Below are 17,501 nucleotides of genomic sequence, written 5' to 3' on the forward strand. Positions count from 1 at the left end.
GTTAATGGCTTCCTGGATTCCATTTATGAATACTCCTGTCCATATATGCTGCCGTCTTCATCGGCTACCTGAACCACACGAAACATGCCACGTTCCATGTGATAAAGGATGTGGCAGTGGAAGGCCCAGCGTCCCTTGTCGCGCGGCGTAACAAGGGCCGAAACTCTTTGAGCTGGTTGAACGAGTAGGGTGTGCTGCCTGGGGTTATATCGCCCATTTCCGTTTTCCAGCTCCATCCACATGCCATGTAAATGAATGGGATGTTCCATCATTGTGTCATTAACCAGCGTCAGCCGTAGTCGTTCGTTGTGTTTGAATTCAATGGGGCCGTCCACCTCGTGAAACTGCTTCCCATCAAAAGACCACATGTAACGCTCCATGTTTCCTGTCAGGTGCAACTCCACGTCTCGCTGGGCATCGCGTGTATCTCGATTGGGACGTAAGCTTTTAAGATCCTTGTACACCAGCACTTTCCGTCCATCACTACCCAATCCTATGCCCGGCTCATCCAACCGGTCAAATTGGTTTTGAGCGATCGCTGCCGCACCGATACCGTGCTTATCGGGACCATGCTGGACGGGCTCCGTGCCATTTTCATTCATATCCATATCGCCGTGATACATCTCCTGGTGGTCCATTTCTGTATCCCCACCACCTTCCATATTCATACTGTCCATGGCCATACCCATATCTCTCATGCTGCGTTTGGGGCGTGGCCTTAGCTCAGGCACAGGGGCTTCCATTCCATCTTGGGGTGCCAGCGTGCCACAGGCGTAGCCGCTACGATCCAGCGATTCAGCAAAAATAGTAAATGGTTTTTCTTCTGTGGGCTCTACTATAACATCATAGGTTTCGGCAATACCGATGCGGAATTCATCAATGGAGACCGGTTCCACATTTTGGCCGTCAGCCTGAACCACCATCATCTTCAAGCCGGGGATGCGAACGTCAAAAGCTGTGGTACCCGCAGAGGCGTTGATAAATCGTAGCCGTACTTTTTCGCCTTTTTTAAAGATGGCATTCCAGTTTGAGTTGGGCCCGCGGCCATTCATCAGATAGGTATACGTGGCACCTGTGACATCCACAAGGTCAGTAGCGCTCATACGCATTTTGCCAAACATGAGATAGTTGTTTACAGCATCACCAAAGCCGTCTTTCTTTACATCATCAAAAAATTCACCAATCGTTCGTTTCTGGTAATTATAGTAACCTTCCTGTTTGATGTTGTTTGCCAGTACGCTATAGGGATCCTCAAAGGTCCAGTCTGAAAGAACCACAGGGTATTCGCGATCAAATTCAACCGGATCTTCATCGGCCGGATCGACGATCAAAGGGCCGTAGTGGCCGAGTTGTTCCTGCAATCCTGAATGACTGTGATACCAGTAGGTACCGTTTTGTCGCACCTTGTACCGGTATTCAAAGGTCTCACCAGGAGCTATACCGTCAAAACTTACCCCGGGTACGCCATCCATCTGAAAGGGCAGCAATATTCCATGCCAGTGGATTGAGGTTGCTTCGTCCAATTTATTTGTTACTCGCAAAAGTACGTCTTGCCCCTCTTTTAGGCGGATAATCGGGCCAGGTACCGTCCCGTTGATGCCTATTGCTTCTCCCCGGTTTCCATCTACCATGTGAGGCATTTTACCAATGGTGAGATCAATGACATTGTCAGGCCCTTGCGGCCGAAGAACATCTCTTTTGTTAAATCCGGCAAATGCATAGGTTGGCAGGAAAGTACCTACACCGGCCAAAGCCGCCATTGAAGCGGTATACCTTAGAAAGCGGCGGCGTGTGATGTTATTGTTCTTGTCTTCACTCATAGCCGGTTGTTTTCATTATTACCACTATTTGAACATATTTACATCAATATAAAGCTATAATATAATCGGCAAACCTTAAATCAAGCTTAAAACATTAATGGCAAGCATCTTAAAAATTAAAGCCGTTATTTTAGGTATCAGAAAGCCAGTGATATGTGGATATTATTAGTTGAGGATGAAAAACAGCTTGCCAGTTCTCTTAAACGTGGACTTGAAGAAGAGGGACACGTGCTGGAGGTTAGCCATGATGGAGAAAAAGCTGAACTTCAGGGACTGGTCAATGATTACGATTTGGTGATCTTGGATTGGCGGCTGCCTCATCGTAACGGCAAGCAAATCCTTGAACGTTGGCGCAGCAAAGAGCGAAACTTCCCAGTTCTTATGCTAACTGCGCTCGAAGACCTGGACCATAAAGTTTCGGGGCTTGATGCGGGTGCCGATGATTATATGGGTAAGCCGTTCTCTTTTGAAGAGCTCCTGGCCCGCATTCGGGCATTGGGCCGGCGATCATCAGAGATACACAATGATGATGCGGTTCGAGTGGGACCTATCGAATTGGATTCAAGAAGACACTGGGTAAAAATTTGCAACGTAGAGCGCTCACTTCGGCCCAAGGAATTTATCCTGTTGGAACTTTTGCTGAGCGAACCGGAAACGGTGTTCTCAAAAACTCAATTGGCAGAGCGGGTGTGGGGTTCGGCCTACCATGTGACTGATAATACGATTGAGGCTACCATTTCTACTTTGCGTCAAAAACTGGCCAAGTCATTTCAAGAGTGCGAAAAAGAATTTATGATAGACTACCTCCAGGTTATTGAAACCATACGGGGCGCTGGCTATCGACTTAACAGTGAGTTAATAAAAGAAATAGAGGAATAGTTTGACCAAGGTAACCGGGATTTTCGATCGTCTGTCTATTTCTAAGAAACTGGCATTCGGATATGGGTTCAGTCTTTTTTTGATGCTCAGTTTGTTCGGTTATTTTTTGTACGAATCCTTTCATCAGTCGATACATCACAACTATGATCGCCATCTTCGATTCGAGGCTGAGCAGTTGCTTCCGCATATTGATTTGAGTGGAGACACGCTTTCTATTGACTTATCGGACTACAGTCGCAGTGCGGCACTAAAAAGCGGCATCGAATACGGCAGCTACGTTCGGCTGTACAGCGACAACGGTGAGCTCACCTATAAGAGTCCAAACTTCAGCAATGTTGACCAGCCACTGAAAACTGATATTCCGGAGACTGCGCAAGAGTACTCGTTTAGCAGCCGTTGGCAAGAGCTGCCTGCACGCACTCTGCTTTATCCGATCATGAATAACGAAGATAAGGTCCATGGCTGGTTGGAAATTACCGGATTCGAATGGACTTTGCATGAAGAGTTGAGTTGGTTCAGGAACTATATATTCATACTGATAGCGATCAGTGTGGTTTTATCAATTCTTGGAGGATATTGGTTATCACGGCAGGCCCTGTCTCCAATTATTTCAATTACGGATGCTGCCAAATCAATAACGGCCACGGATCTGGATAAACGCATACCGGTAAATTATCGAGTTAAAGATGAACTATCAGACTTGGCCGATACCTTTAATATGATGCTCAATCGACTTCAAAAAGCATTCAAACGGGATAAACGGTTCACCTCTGATGCAGCCCATGAACTGATGACACCACTTTCATCCTTGCAAAGCGATGCAGAAATTATGCTGCGCAGGCCCCGTACAAAGGAAGACTATCGCGACACGGTCCAGAGAATGTTAACGGAAACGCGTCGCATGAGTGAGATGGTACACCTGTTACTTCAGCTGTCAAGAGTAGAATCGGTGCATCGCTCTGAGGCTGAACGAACTAATATTAGTAAAATAACAGAGGCCGTAAGCGCTGAGTACCAAAAGAAAGCCCGTGAGAAAGATATCACAATGGAAGTAGAAATCATGCCGGATTTATACATTAGGGCCCATACTGCTTACATCGAAGAGGTCATCAATAATCTGTTGGAAAATGCATTAAAATATACCCCGGAAGGTGGAGACGTACACTTACATCTGCAGCGATCCAGCGGAAAGTCGGTCATCCGCTTACGTGATTCAGGCATTGGTTTTGACCAAAAAACAAAAAATCACCTTTTTGAACGGTTTTATCGCGCTAGTCAACAAGTTGTACAAGAAAGTCCCGGCAGTGGGTTGGGATTGCCTCTGGTGAAAGCAATTGTCGAGTTGTATGATGGAAGAATTCGGGCGTATAGTCATGGGCAGGGAGAGGGCAGTACGTTTGTAGTTGAATTGCCATTGATACCTTAATGGGGTTTTCTGGCTTCAATCTTTTTGACAATTCCGCCAAATGTTAAATCACGGACAGATTCTATCTTCCATCCTGCTTTTTTAACGTTTGAAACCGTTCTGCGAGCAATGTGTACTCCAATCAGGTAGTGTATGGGACGATCCAGTTTATCCATTGCGGTTGCTAATGCAGGTTGATCAGCACGCATATGTTCTAGCAGATGCAGTTTACCGCCGGGCTTGGTGACGCGCAGCGCTTCCTTTAATCCCAAAATGGCGTCAGGTACTGAGCAAAAAACAAAAGTAGCAACCGCTTCGTCAAAATGATCGTCGGGAAAGTCCATGTTTTCGGCATCCATCTCTTTAAGCGTAACACGGGGTTTCTGCTTTTCAGCCAGCTGTTGTTCTGCCCGTTTTAGCATTCCCGGAGAAAGATCCATTGCTGTTAATTCAATGTTCTCGGGATAGTAAGGGATATTTTTACCCGTTCCCACACCGATCTCAAGAACCTGTGGTCCTTTTATTTGATCCCAGAGCTCTTTTCGCCACTGCTTGAAAACAAACTCTTCAATGGGCCACTCCATAAAATTATAAAGAGGCGCAATTAAATCATAGCGGCTGCGTGTATGTTGTTTTTCTCTTTGGGCCATAAAATGGTTAGAAAATTAACAGAAGCCGCTACCGGTTTTGTTCATTCTCATTAATAAGTTTTCCTTCTCGGTACTCTTCCCTTTCAATTTCTCCTCGGCAAATCTATTTAAGATATCCAAAGGACCTTCACTGATGTAAGAAGTGCTGAAATTGGCAAGTAGATTGAATACAACCAGTGCTTTGATCAGCCTTATAATTAATCCACCAGGTCCAATACACTCCTATAAAGTGATGATCTTATCAATTATTTTGGTTTTTATAGCTATTCTTATTCTTTGATTCCTTATTCATCATACCCTTTTGATTCATCATATCTCCTTGCATCATCTGCATGAACATCATATGCATTTTCATCATAGAGGAATCGCCGGCCATTTCCATCATTTTAGATTGGTTCATATCTCCATCTTCCATCATGGCTTGCATCATTTTCATGTGCTTCTGCATGCGCTGTCTCATCTGGGGATTATTCATCATTTTTTTCATGTCTCCCATCATCATGTTGCCCCCCATCTTCATGGAGCCCATCATTTTTTGCATCATCTGCTTGCGCATTTCTGGGTTTTGGGCCATTTGATCCATCATCATAGAGCGCATGGTGGAATCTTGCATCATCTCCTGCATCTGCTGTCTTTTCATTTCCATATCCTTGTTTTGGCCTTGAGCAAAACCTAAACTAGTGAAAAGAAAAAATACCGAAAGTATAAGTGTTAAACGTTTCATAACGGTCACCTGTTGTTACTTTGAAAATTATTTGCTCTATAATATAGAGTAGTGATACTTAAAGGAACCTTAAATTGGTTAATTTAATGCCAGTCGATTTTTTGCGCCGAATTTGTACCAACTTTCAGTTGAATTACCCCTTTTCACCGGTGAACCTTAAAGTGGGTACATTAGTTGGTACACCCATGACAATAAAACAGCTTTTAAAGTTATTAAGCGGTTTTTTATACCTATCAATTTTGCCCTGTTAAGAAGGTCTTATTTGGTAGTTACCAAAGCTTGGAGTCAATATGAAATTGCACTCACAGATCGGGCATTCAGTCCATCGGTTGATCGCAATTCTAATTTTTATGATTTGTGAGGGACGATCATTTCTCTCACTCCATATACTTATGCCCTGGCAAGAAGAAGTAGAATGAAATGCTGCTAAACTCCGACAATAATCAGATGCAGGACTGCCTTTTCAGCACTAATCAATCTAAATTCATCTCCACTTCTTCACCCCAGATGTACTTATTAAACCATATCCAGTTATGCCAGGTGGCGGCCAGTCTTTCCTTGGGCTTGGTGATGCCGTGACCGAATCCTTTATAGATGATCAGTTTAGACTCAACCCCCACATCCTGCAAGCCCTGATAGAGTTCATACGCATTAGGAGTGGGCACTCTTCGGTCAAATTCTCCGTGCTGTATCAGTGTAGGTGTGGATGCATTATTGATGTAGGTCATGGGGGAGGTCCGTTCATAGATCTCCTGATCCTCCCACGGGGTGGCTTTCAGGTATTGACGGGTAAACGGGTGGATATCTGTGTTTACATAGTAAGTCATCCAGTTAGAGATCCCGGCTCCAACACTGACGGCTTCAAATCGATTCGACCAGGTAGACAGAAAAGCGGATATATAGCCTCCCTGACTCCACCCCATGGATCCCAGTTTTGTGGAATCCACGACTCCCTGTTCTACCAGATGATCCACCCCGGAAAGCACATCCCATGCATCGCCAACTCCAAGGTTCCTAACATTCAATGAACGAAACTCTTCTCCATATCCTGCTGAACCCCGATAATTCGGTTGCAGCACCAATGCTCCTTTATTCACCCATTGCACGATAGGATAGACATATGCAGGTACAGGCGAGGGCACGGAAATACCGGTTGGACCTCCATGTATTGCCACCAGCAAAGGATACTTTTTATTCGGATCATAATCCTGAGGTTTATGTAATACGCCTTCAATAACAGCTCCGTCGCGACTGCTCCAGCTTATGACTTCGCTATCGGTGGTTTTCCAGTCAGAGATCTGATCATTGAAATACGTCAGCTTCTGATTATTTGGTCCATTTATATCACTCATATACACTTCGTTTACCTCATCGCCATCTCTGGCACTTGTCGCATACTTTGAACCGTCTTTGGATATGGAAAGATCATACACAAGTCTTTTTAACTGGGAATACTTTTCAACGGTCCCATTTTGTGGATCAAGACGGAATATAGGACGTCGGGTTTTCTGCCAGGCAGTAGCGTAAATACCGCTATTTGTCCAGGCCGCAATATTAAGATTTTCGTCAAAGTCTTGTGCCACCTCCATGAACTTATCCCTTTCAATATCATAAATGAAATACCTGTTGTTGGTATAAAAATTACTGCTGTCGTTTTCTACAGCACTGGTGAAGACAAATTTATTACCATCAGGTGACCAGGTACTGAATCCGTCCGATGAAGGATTGGAAACAACCTGATTCAGCTCCTTCTCTGCGGGATCATAAAGTGCTATATCAGCCTTCAGAAAACTGGTAATTATGGGATCCGGTTGATGATCGATGGCGATCTTGTCTCCGGCCGGTGACCAGGAGATATTGGTTATGGTGAATTCAGCATCTTCCAGGTGTGCCACTACTTTCGGTGCTTCCGGGCACATGGTATAAGTGGTATCCTGCTGACAGGGTTGTTGGTGAGAGCGGGCAAAGTCCGGGTCGAAATCCACGGTATAGAGTCGGTTGAGTAAATAACCGGTTTCATCCTCTGCAAACTCACCATACCGCTCCTCCATGGTTTTCTCCTCTTCCGGTTGTTCCTGCTCAGCTAAAAAAGCAAGTGTCTTCCCATTCGGAGAGAGATCAAAGCTCTGTATGCTTTTATCGATATATGACAGAGGAATTGCCTCTCCTCCATCCGGTGAGATCACAAACACCTTATTTTCGCCGTCAATACTTCGGGTGAATAAGATCCATTCGCCATCATCTGACCATGTACCATTACTACTTGAACCACTGCTGTTATGGGTCAAAGGAAAAGGCTCTGCCCCGTTTTCAGATAACCATAACTCAGAATCATACCGGTTTTCTGACCATTCCGTTGATGAAACAGAGTAAAGCACGTGATTTCCGTCGGGAGATATTTGTACCGAAACCGGACCTTTTAATGAAAGTACCTGCTCAAAAGTAGGTTTTGTCCTTTCTGTGGTATTCTGGGAAAAAGCCAATGCAGGCAGGAATAATAATAGCACTAAACTCCAAATAATATGTTTCATATCAGCATTTCATTCGTTCACAATTCAGTAGCAATGAACTAAATTTCATTCACATATGGAAATGCTTTGTTGGGAAGGTTCAATAGGGTTTACATGAATAATAGAAGAACCATAAAGAGGACATACACCGGCACAGTTACATGGGTAGCTGTAAACTAATGTGTTAGTGTACCTTTTATCCTCTTTACGTTCTTACTAAAGAAACCAAACCAAATCGGCCTGAGATCATAGATGTTAGAGCGGTCTCAAATCAATTCCTTACAAAATTTTTTGATTTTCCTTAAAAAATCACCTTTAACCTTCCATTAGCCAAGCTCCGGAAGACCTTTCTTGACAGTTGATAACAATTACCCGGAGGTGGTTGTTTTCCCGGTGGAGTGTCAGGCAACCAGATTCTACAAGAACCTGGAGAGGGTAAATGACCGGGTGGAATTTTATTGAATGGCCTAACCCGATCTTTGTAGCGCTTGCCCTCAGTTTCATGAACTTCCATACTTGCATATTCACCTTGAATGAGCAACATGCCCTGACTACAGCCGGAAAAGGTAATTAAAAGTAAGGCTACTGAAATGGCTTTGAAGATCTTATTGCTTTTTTTGAGACATTAGCTCACCTGTTAAAATGAATGGTCAGGCTCAAGTAAGCTTCCTATTCAGGCAACCGATTCTACATGTTTGTGTTAGTATATCAGAGACTAATGGGTGTTAAAAAAAATCTTAGATCACATTAGGGGTATCCGCCAACTCATGTGTAATACAACTACACCCTGCAAAATTAATGATCTGAAAACATTTTGATAAGGAAATTCTTTAAAACAAATAAACAGATCCAATTCTCATTACACGATCAACACTTTCGATTTTATTTAATAAAATTAATTCAAAAATAAACTAATATTATGTTTAGTAATAAGATAATAACCACAACATTTGCGCTGCTAACAACTGTAACATTATTGTTTGTCAGCTGCGATAATAACTCGGTAACAGACCCTACAACGGGTACCGGAACACTTGAAGTTCTACTTCATGACGCTCCGGCTAACTATGAAGCAGTAAACGTTTTTGTCGAAAGCGTTGAAGTAAACAACGGTCAGACTGAAGAAGGATGGGTAGAGATAAGTACTCCGCAACAATCCTATGACCTGCTAACACTGACAAATGGAGCTACAGAAGTTCTTGGCTCAGCAGAGCTTGAAACAGGCACCTACGAACAGATCCGCCTGATACTAAGTAGCAATGGGCACAGTGTGATCGTTGACGGTACAGAACACGATATGTTTGTACCTAGCGGTGAGCAGACCGGTATTAAATTAAACGTTAATGCTGAGATCGTACCGGATATCACCTACACCCTTCTGCTTGATTTCGATGCAGCCCGCTCTGTTGTTGAAAGAGGTAATACACAATCCGGTATTGAATATCTTCTTAAACCGGTTATCAGTGCTACCAATGAAGCCATAACCGGAAACATTGCCGGAGCTGTTGAGCCCGTTGAAGCACAACCGTTTATCTATGCAATTGCAAACTCAGATACCCTTTCTTCTACCAAAGCGGATACCACTGATGGTACCTTTAAGCTTATTGGGCTTGAAGAAGGAACCTACACGATCTCGGTTGATCCAACAAATGAAACTTATCAATCTTCAGACACAACCGGTGTAGATGTGACTATTGGTGAAACCAATAACATAGGAACTGTTATCCTGTCAGAAACACAGAACTAAAGTTTAATACTTTTAAAAAAGGCCTGCATTTTGCGATGCAGGCCTTTTTCTTTTTTTAGAGTATTTGTTAAAACTATCCGTCTATCTATTGGTCCGAATTAGACTCTTCAGAATCCACTTCTTCTGCTTCAGTACCATCACTGTCGGCAGCTGATGTACCCTGCTTCAGCTCTTCAAGTTTTTGGCGGGCTTTAGCGATCTTCGTTTTCTGATTTTGGATCATTTGTTCAAGCTCAGATAGCTGCTCTTTAGCTTTCTCGATCTGCTCTTGTCTGGCTTGCCTTTGCTCTTCGCTCAATTCACCTTCATCAAGACTTTCCTCAGCACGCTCGATGTCTGCTTTAGCCTGTTCAACTGTTTGCTCAGCTATCTCTACGCTATTATCTGATTGTTCAACTTCCTCACTCAGCTTCCTTGCAGCAGCTGCGCGGGCCTGACCAAATTCACGCCCGGAGAGCTCCCCTTTGTTCTTTCCAAAAGCATTGCCTTGCCCTTCATCGTTACCAACTCCCTGAGGCTTTCCCTGCCCGTTACCAACTCCTTCCGGTTTTCCTTTTCTATTCTTGAGACTATCGGCCTGGCGTCCTTTTTTAGCCTTTCCTGCTTTTACACTATCGGAAACCTGATCTGCTTTATTTTTACCGACTTGGAGGCTGTCGGTCGCACGTTTGGCATTTTGTTCTACTTTCCCCTTGTTATTATTTTTATCCTTATTTCCATTATTGTCACTGCTCTGAGCTGATCCGGCACTGCTTGCAAAAAATACAAGAGTTAGTACCAGCATGCTTATCCGTGAAAAACGTTTCATAATTGAAGTATTTTATAAAGTGTTAGTTATTCAGACTGTCAAGCGTTAATTGTAATTCATTGACCTTTTGCTCAACAGAATCACTTGCTGCTGAAAGGTCGCTTGACAGTGAATCTGTTTCTGTTACTAACTGAATTTCTTCGCTTGATTCAGTTTGTGTTTGTTGATTTGAGTTGCCACATCCTACAAACATCATTGTGGTCGCTAACATTAGTCCTAATGTTGTTTTTAGCATATTTTATCGGTTTAATTATAATTGTTACTATTTACTCTAAGAATATTTAGCACGTATTGTTCCTGATACCAAAAAGCTTCTCAGCTGTGTGGCCTTGTCTTCAGATCTTTTAATATTCAACCATCAACACAATTTAAATCAAACACACAATTAGTCCCTCTTACCGGTGAGCGCTGCATTGTTTTAAGGTATTTTTATGAAAAAAGTTGACCCGGCACCTACTTCACTGTCCACTTCAATTTTTCCTCCATGGGCTTCTACGATGTTTTGGACAATTGCCAAACCCAGACCTGTACTTTTCTCACCCGCCGTAGCTTCCACACTGATCTGGGAAAAAGGCACAAATAATTTATCTATCTCGTCTTCAGGAATACCCTGCCCATGATCTTTTACAAAAATAGTAACACCTTCACCCTCAGCTGTTTCTTTAATGCCGACCTCAACCTCAGTGTCAGAATTTGAATATTTAACGGCGTTCGACAAAAGATTATCCAGTACCTGTCTGAATTTATGACCATCAATTTCTTTATTGACTGATGAATCGGGAAGATCCGTTTTAATGACAATATCTTTTTTGTTGGCGGAAAAACGACTCAAAGAAACTACTTCCTCGATTAACTGAACAAGATCTATGGTTTCTTTTTCCAGGTTTATACTTCCTGATTCATACGAAGACATATCAAGCATATCTTCAATAATTTGGACCATATACTCACTCGTTCCTTTGATCTCCTTTATCATCATATACTGATTTTCCGTAAAAAGGTCTTCCTCTTTATGGTCGTCCATTAAAAAATCTGAGAAATTTTGTATGAGCATCAGGGGATTTCGAAGATCATGGGCTGCCATCCCCATCATTTGATTCTTGAATTCATTCAACCGCTCAAGTTCAGCTGTCTTTTTCATGAGTTGACGCTTAGTGGTTGCCAGTTCATTGTTCAACTCACTCATATCATTGTACAACATCCAGTCATTCTGCTTTGTATCACCCTCCTGATCTTTTTTCATGAACAGCCGCAGTTTATTTATCTGTTCATTATTCATCTTCATCAAACCATTCATGAATTGTTCGATATCGTTGGGATCCGGTGACCCGATCAACAAAATTCCCTTCTCTATTTTGACCCCGGAAATGTTGAATAACTTCGTATGATCCTGTTTCCCTATATGTAATTCCCAGTCGTAGGCTACGCCATGATTATTAATATTTTCCAAAAGGCGATAGCCCTTCTCAATGCTATCACCCTTTAAGCGGTTTACGAAAGATATGTCAACTTCAGATCCCCCTGAAAACAGATCAAAGGTATCATGAATAACTTCCGTAATGGCTCCATCTTCATTAATTAGAAGCGCAAATCCTTCAGGCAAAATTGTGTCTGATGTAGTCAATTCAGTATAAGTTTATTTGCGATTTTGATGGCTTCTTTCGCAGATGCCGCCGATGCATCTGCCCCTATCTTTTTCCACAGATCGGGCACAATACTGAATGGATATCCCCCGACCATAATTTTAACATCAGCAGTCTGCTCATTTTCTCTTACTTTCTTAATAAGCTTTGTTGCCCTATCGATATGCAACGGCATGGTTACAGATATTGCCAATATATCCGGTTTTTCTTCTTTAAGTAATTGAACCAAATGTTCATCGGGCATATTTGACCCCAGATAATGAGTATCCCAGCCTTCCATTTCAAAAAAGTCACTCACCATTCTGATCCCAATTTCATGCAGTTCATCAGCTACAGAGCAAGCCACTAATTTCCTGCCCTTTTTATCCACGGAAAATATCCGAGGATACAAATTAGACATAATAAGCTGAGTTGCAGCTGTACAAAAATGTTCATGGGCCACCGAGATCATGTTATTCTGCCAGAGAGCTCCAACCTCATACTGTGTCTTTTGAAAAATATGCTTATATATGTCTTTGATGGATTCACCCTTTTCTGCTAATTCCTCAATAAGGTCAGCGGCTTTTTTGCGCTCACCACCCAACAACAGATCAAGATAAGTCTTTGCCTCTTCTGCCAACGGTTCACCGTCCCTCAAAAATGTTTTACTCTGTGAGGAATGAATCTGTAACGAATCTAAACCTGAATCAATAAACTCAACCAGCTTTTGTGCGTCATCCTGCTTTAGTTTTTGTTGGATCGCCTCCTTCATAAATGAGATACTCTCAATGAGATTACTCTCAGGTATGCCTCTTTCTTTGAGCATGGTACGAGCCCAATCCAGATAATTACTGAATAAGGCGCTACTGTTTACCCGAACAGCCTGTTCCAGGTAGTTAATATGAGATACAATATCCTCATAATATTTTTCCCGGCCTTTATCACCGTATTTTTCCTCCAGTTCAGGATGATTTTTAAAATGCAGCTCCGTTATTTCCTGAGCCAGCTCATGCCTGTGTTCCTTCAAGTTTGTAGCCGGTGTAAGCTTGGAATCTACCATAGAAATGGTCCTGTTTATGAAGTTATATGATCAAAGAATTCAACTTTAAAACTCCGTTTCACGAGTTTTAATCCTTTTGGGATAAATTGGTGGGACTCACTCCGATGATGCTTGTGCCTGTGATTAAATGACTCTTCGTCTTGCCGTTGATTAATTAACCAAAATCCAGCCGGACTGCCCTGTGGTGATAACACATTGAGTCCTACAAAACCATCAGCGTTTTCTACAAATCCGGGTCTGTTTTTGAAAGCCTTGCGGACCTTAGCTTCCATATTATTTTTTACTTCAAATCTACTGATTGCTGTGAATTCCATATGCTGTAATTTTTCAATGTATTCTCGATTTCCTGTTCAATTCCCTTTTTATCATAACTTATATTATTCTATAGATTAGAATGTGCTCCCCTTTCCCGGCTTCCGAAATTAAAGCTTATTTCGAATCCATCTTTGGTCTCCAGATCATAGTCTGCTCGCAGCTGTTGTAGTAATAGGTTCACAATTGTAAAACCCAGAGACGCTGAATCTTCGAAATCACTGCGGTCAAACCCCCGGCCATTATCTAGGTACTTCACTTTATAGGCTTGTTGGTTTTTGGTTATATCCAGAATTATAACTCCATTCTCTTGCTCTTTGAAAGCATATTTCAGAGAATTTGTTAATAGCTCATTTAACAGCATTCCCAAGGGGATGATCTCATTGATATTCATCTCTATATCATCGACCTCCAATCTGATGTCAATTTCTTCTTCTCCCTGTAGCGTATTAGTGACAGTTGTAACAAGCTCGGAGATATATTTTCTGACGTTTATTTGTGACAAGCTGGTACTCTTGTAAAGCATTTCATGAACTTTTGCAATCGCTTGAATACGATTCACACTTCGTTCAAGAGGTAAGCGATTTATACTGTCAACAGATAGTTCATCCAATTCCAAACCGAGGATTCCGGAAATTATAGCTAGGTTATTTTTAACCCGGTGGTGTACCTCTTGGAGCAGTACCCTATTTTCTTCTTCCGCCTCAACACGATCAGTAATATCCAGGCCATTGCCCAGAATATATCTTTTACCTTTTGATTCGAAGTACGTACCAGAAATGTAATAATGATGTTCCTCGCCGACGGCATCCAGAAGTATTGTTTCATGTTCGGCATAGCCGTCAGTATAAATCTTTTGGATAGCTTGTTTGGCCTCGGCTTTTTTACTTGGTAATACGAATTCTAAAATGTTAGTATCCTGCAAATCTTCGGCCGGTTGCCCAAATAGCTCTTCCCCATGTCGATTTATTCGGGCAAACATTAAATCCTCATTAGCCATAAAAAACAAGCCCGGAAGGCTGTCCAGGATATGATTTAGAAGGGTAACCTGCCGCTTGACCTCTTTTTCCAGCTGTTTTTGCTTCGATATATCTTGTTCGGTCATATCCCACTGAACACTGCCATCTTCGAGTCGCTGGGGAGTCCCCCTCCCATGAATCCATTTTTGGCGACCACTGGGGGTTTCTATTTTAAACGTTTGATCCCATGACGTCAGGTTCTCAGCTGAGGCTTCAATGGCTCCTCTCACTTTCTTATAATGACCATCGGATAACTGTGACCAGAGCACCTCTGTAGATCCCATCGCTTCCTGCGGGGTGATCTCAAACAGCTCCTCAATACCCTTACTTACATACACCAGTTCATCGCTATTATCAGGATGAAGCCGATAACGAAGAATACAACCAGTAATATTATCTGCTATATTTTGCAACTGCTTCTGCTTTTCCAAAAGGTCTCGTTTGGAATGCATTTCCTCTGTGAAGTCTCTGAAATACACCGACAGCCCAATCTCACATGGGTAGGCGGTTACCTCTAACCACTTATCTTGCGGGTCAAAATGTTCTACAAAATGGACCGTCACTTGCTCATTGAGGGCTTTATGATACTCATCGTGAAAATCAAGCTCGTGAGCCTCTCTGAATACCTCCCAAAGATTGTATCCCATGACTTCGTCTTTGGCAACACCTAATATTTTTTCTGCTCTTTTATTCCAGTACCTGACGATCCAGTCATCATCCACGGCAAAGAACCCGTCATCGATGCGTTCAAGCATGCGGGTTTTCTCTTGTTCCGCTTCACTGATACGATCACGTTCTTGCTGCATCTGCTGCTCCATGGTCTTTCTATCCGTGATATCCTGCGTACTGCCATACAAACGCACGCAACGGTCATATTGCATTACAGGCTCGCCGACAACCCTAACCCAACAGGAATTTCCCTTGTCCGTAGTAATTTTCGATTCAAAGGAAAACGATCTACCCTCTTCAATAGCCTTGGCGACCGCTTTTTCCACTACGTTTCTATGGTAGCCCTTTTCGTAAAAGTCTAGTGCCGACTCTAAATCCGGTTGGTAATCAAGAGAAACTTCATGCAAGCGTTTCACCTGTTCAGACCAATAGAGCTGCTTGTCTGCCACATCGAGCTCCCAATGGCCTATTCTGGCCAGCTGGTAGGCTTGCTCTTTGTAATGATCGTCCATAGTGCCTCCATATGACAATGAAAGAGGTGATATTTAATATGTGCACGGACCTAATTGTACATTTAAAGTACTGATTATTTAAACCAATTAACGGCCTATCATATTAATATGGGATTGTTAGTTACCCTAACTAACGGATATGAAAATCAAATTCTCATAAAATTATAAGATATCATTAACAGTGATGTCCTTATTAGTTCTATACTTATAACATATCTGCACCATTCACTGGCTCTTTTCCTGTATTCTTCATTAAAAGTTCATCACAAGGTCGTAATTAAAATTCCGTTATTCACCAATAATACGAAGACCTCTTGACCGAAAACTGTTAGCTCTCTTTTTAATCTTCTAAAGAAATGATGGTGTTCTCAACTCATGGTTACGCATCGATTACTAACCGTTAGTCTTGAGAAAATGAGCAGTTTATGATCTTTCAGATAATATGGCACTATTAAACGGGGAAAAAATTATAGACAAAAGGAAGATTGGCCCACGCTTATTCTGGCTGCTCCCCTTGCTGGTTATCCCACTTTGGTTTACTGCCTATCCTGAGACAACGCTCAGTCACAACACCAAGGGCTATTTTATTTATTCCAGTCAGCTTTTTGCCCTTACCGGATTCGCTTTTTTTGCGATCACATTTGTTCTGGCCGCACGTATTAAATGGCTGGAATCCTATTTTGGCGGATTGGATAAAATGTATCATACCCATCATAATATTGCTAAGGTTGCTTTTGTGCTGCTGTTGGTTCATCCAATTTTATTGGCAATAAGATGGATACCACAGGATATCGCCAAGACATTCTGGTATATCTTTCCCGTGCACCGACAATGGGCAGTCGATTTCGGCAGCTGGTCACTGTGGGGATTGATCATTCTTATGCTCTTGACACTGGTCATCAAACTTCCATATGACAAGTGGAAATTAACGCACAAATTTATGGGGGTTGTGTTTATTTTGGGCGCCATTCATCTGTTTTCTCTGGATAACTTGGCCTCTGCCGCTCCTTTATTATTTCTATATCTGCTCATCATATCTTTTGCGGCCGTAGCTGCTTGGGTCTATAGATCATTCCTTCAGGAATACATATTGCATAAGCCGGAGTTTAAAGTTTCAAAGGTTGACAGGCTGAGTGACCAAGTAATGGAGATAACATTGCAGTCAGAAGAAGCCATAACTTTCACATCCGGGCAATTTTACTTTTTCAGTTTTATTGCTCCTGAAATTACCCGCGAAACCCATCCATTTACAGTTTGCAGTGCTCCCGGCCGAAAGAAGATAAAAATAATGGTAAAAGCTCTTGGTGATTATACCCGGAACCTTTACAGAAATCTGGATACTGGCGCAAAAGCACTACTTGAAGGGCCATATGGCCGGTTCGATTACAAACAAGAATCTAAAAGTCAGGTCTGGATAGCCGGGGGCGTGGGAATTGCTCCCTTTCTTAGTTGGGTTAGACATCTGAAAGTTCAGCCATCGGATGTTGAAGCAGAATTATACTACTGTGTAGACACAAAAGAGCAGGCAGTCTATCTGAGTGAGTTCAAAGAATTCGAGAAACAATTCACCGGATTCAATATTCATCTGCTTTGTGCCGACACGAACGGTTTTCTGGATGCCCGGGATATTCCTGATCTTGCAGAAAAGGCAATTTTCATCTGTGGCCCCAAACAAATGAGACAGAAATTATTAAATGAACTTAAAATAATTAATGTGCCCAAAGGGAATATTCACTACGAGGATTTTGACTTCTTTTAAATTGA

At 42.4% G+C, this 17,501-nt stretch carries 14 protein-coding genes; 4 read left to right on the top strand and 10 right to left on the bottom strand.

All coding sequences use genetic code 11. The features are described from left to right. Positions 1-23: 23 nt before the first annotated feature. A complete protein-coding gene (locus ACKGJO_RS08890) occupies positions 24-1,820 on the bottom strand; it encodes a copper resistance system multicopper oxidase (RefSeq protein WP_411323067.1) in 1,797 nt (598 codons plus the stop codon). A gap of 153 nt (positions 1,821-1,973) precedes the next feature. Here ACKGJO_RS08890 and ACKGJO_RS08895 point away from each other — a divergent pair, with 153 nt between their 5' ends. Then, on the top strand, positions 1,974-2,699 hold the full coding sequence (locus ACKGJO_RS08895; protein ID WP_411323068.1) for a response regulator transcription factor: 726 nt from the start codon (positions 1,974-1,976) through the stop codon (positions 2,697-2,699). 1 nt (position 2,700) lies between these two features. Beyond that, the gene (locus ACKGJO_RS08900; protein WP_411323069.1) at positions 2,701-4,125 is read left to right on the top strand and encodes a sensor histidine kinase; all 1,425 of its coding nucleotides are present in this window, start codon (positions 2,701-2,703) and stop codon (positions 4,123-4,125) included. On the opposite strand, the gene ACKGJO_RS08905 is transcribed toward ACKGJO_RS08900, so the two are convergent. From ACKGJO_RS08905 to ACKGJO_RS08915, 3 genes are all read right to left on the bottom strand, one after another. Beyond that, the gene (locus tag ACKGJO_RS08905; RefSeq protein WP_411323070.1) at positions 4,122-4,754 is read right to left on the bottom strand and encodes a class I SAM-dependent methyltransferase; all 633 of its coding nucleotides are present in this window, start codon (positions 4,752-4,754) and stop codon (positions 4,122-4,124) included. The genes ACKGJO_RS08900 and ACKGJO_RS08905 overlap by 4 nt on opposite strands. A 241-nt stretch (positions 4,755-4,995) precedes the next feature. Next, on the bottom strand, positions 4,996-5,478 hold the full coding sequence (locus ACKGJO_RS08910) for a hypothetical protein (protein WP_411323071.1): 483 nt from the start codon (positions 5,476-5,478) through the stop codon (positions 4,996-4,998). 473 nt (positions 5,479-5,951) lie between these two features. Next, positions 5,952-8,009, bottom strand: a complete 2,058-nt coding sequence (locus ACKGJO_RS08915; RefSeq protein WP_411323072.1) for a S9 family peptidase — start codon at positions 8,007-8,009, stop codon at positions 5,952-5,954. Positions 8,010-8,907: 898 nt separating this feature from the next. Between ACKGJO_RS08915 and ACKGJO_RS08920 the strand changes: the two genes are divergently transcribed. Further along, on the top strand, positions 8,908-9,735 hold the full coding sequence (locus tag ACKGJO_RS08920; RefSeq protein ID WP_411323073.1) for a DUF4382 domain-containing protein: 828 nt from the start codon (positions 8,908-8,910) through the stop codon (positions 9,733-9,735). A gap of 85 nt (positions 9,736-9,820) precedes the next feature. Here the strand turns inward: ACKGJO_RS08920 and ACKGJO_RS08925 are convergent, their stop codons facing one another. From ACKGJO_RS08925 to ACKGJO_RS08950, 6 genes are all read right to left on the bottom strand, one after another. After that, positions 9,821-10,543 carry a hypothetical protein gene (locus ACKGJO_RS08925; RefSeq protein WP_411323074.1) on the bottom strand — a complete coding sequence of 241 codons (723 nt, stop codon included), beginning with the start codon at positions 10,541-10,543 and terminating at the stop codon, positions 9,821-9,823. A gap of 22 nt (positions 10,544-10,565) precedes the next feature. Further along, positions 10,566-10,754: a hypothetical protein gene (locus tag ACKGJO_RS08930; protein WP_411323075.1), complete on the bottom strand. Its 189-nt coding sequence runs from the start codon at positions 10,752-10,754 to the stop codon at positions 10,566-10,568. Between the two features lie 207 nt (positions 10,755-10,961). Further along, positions 10,962-12,167, bottom strand: a complete 1,206-nt coding sequence (locus tag ACKGJO_RS08935; RefSeq protein WP_411323076.1) for a sensor histidine kinase — start codon at positions 12,165-12,167, stop codon at positions 10,962-10,964. Next, positions 12,164-13,225 (bottom strand): cobalamin-dependent protein, encoded by a 1,062-nt coding sequence (locus tag ACKGJO_RS08940; protein ID WP_411323077.1) that lies wholly within the window; start codon positions 13,223-13,225, stop codon positions 12,164-12,166. The genes ACKGJO_RS08935 and ACKGJO_RS08940 overlap by 4 nt, the downstream gene beginning before the upstream one ends. A 14-nt stretch (positions 13,226-13,239) precedes the next feature. Further along, a complete protein-coding gene (locus ACKGJO_RS08945) occupies positions 13,240-13,539 on the bottom strand; it encodes an antibiotic biosynthesis monooxygenase family protein (protein ID WP_411323078.1) in 300 nt (99 codons plus the stop codon). A gap of 68 nt (positions 13,540-13,607) precedes the next feature. Beyond that, entirely contained in the window at positions 13,608-15,737 is a 2,130-nt protein-coding gene (locus ACKGJO_RS08950; RefSeq protein WP_411323079.1) for a PAS domain-containing sensor histidine kinase, read from the bottom strand. Between the two features lie 442 nt (positions 15,738-16,179). On the opposite strand from ACKGJO_RS08950, the gene ACKGJO_RS08955 reads away from it, so the two are divergent. After that, complete coding sequence (locus tag ACKGJO_RS08955) at positions 16,180-17,496, top strand: ferredoxin reductase family protein (protein ID WP_411323080.1); 1,317 nt, start codon at positions 16,180-16,182, stop codon at positions 17,494-17,496. Positions 17,497-17,501: the final 5 nt, after the last annotated feature.

This window comes from Gracilimonas qinghaiensis, assembly GCF_046602855.1.
Lineage (GTDB): Bacteria > Bacteroidota > Rhodothermia > Balneolales > Balneolaceae > Gracilimonas.

Excerpts from the sequence above, each read along its gene's own strand:
- ACKGJO_RS08890 (WP_411323067.1), bottom strand. The coding sequence starts at position 1,820 with ATGAGTGAAGACAAGAACAATAACATCACACGCCGCCGCTTTCTAAGG.
- ACKGJO_RS08940 (WP_411323077.1), bottom strand. The coding sequence starts at position 13,225 with ATGGTAGATTCCAAGCTTACACCGGCTACAAACTTGAAGGAACACAGG.
- ACKGJO_RS08910 (WP_411323071.1), bottom strand. The coding sequence starts at position 5,478 with ATGAAACGTTTAACACTTATACTTTCGGTATTTTTTCTTTTCACTAGT.
- ACKGJO_RS08925 (WP_411323074.1), bottom strand. The coding sequence starts at position 10,543 with ATGAAACGTTTTTCACGGATAAGCATGCTGGTACTAACTCTTGTATTT.
- ACKGJO_RS08930 (WP_411323075.1), bottom strand. The coding sequence starts at position 10,754 with ATGTTAGCGACCACAATGATGTTTGTAGGATGTGGCAACTCAAATCAA.
- ACKGJO_RS08915 (WP_411323072.1), bottom strand. The coding sequence starts at position 8,009 with ATGAAACATATTATTTGGAGTTTAGTGCTATTATTATTCCTGCCTGCA.
- ACKGJO_RS08905 (WP_411323070.1), bottom strand. The coding sequence starts at position 4,754 with ATGGCCCAAAGAGAAAAACAACATACACGCAGCCGCTATGATTTAATT.
- ACKGJO_RS08945 (WP_411323078.1), bottom strand. The coding sequence starts at position 13,539 with ATGGAATTCACAGCAATCAGTAGATTTGAAGTAAAAAATAATATGGAA.
- ACKGJO_RS08950 (WP_411323079.1), bottom strand. The coding sequence starts at position 15,737 with ATGGACGATCATTACAAAGAGCAAGCCTACCAGCTGGCCAGAATAGGC.
- ACKGJO_RS08920 (WP_411323073.1), top strand. The coding sequence starts at position 8,908 with ATGTTTAGTAATAAGATAATAACCACAACATTTGCGCTGCTAACAACT.
- ACKGJO_RS08895 (WP_411323068.1), top strand. The coding sequence starts at position 1,974 with ATGTGGATATTATTAGTTGAGGATGAAAAACAGCTTGCCAGTTCTCTT.
- ACKGJO_RS08955 (WP_411323080.1), top strand. The coding sequence starts at position 16,180 with ATGGCACTATTAAACGGGGAAAAAATTATAGACAAAAGGAAGATTGGC.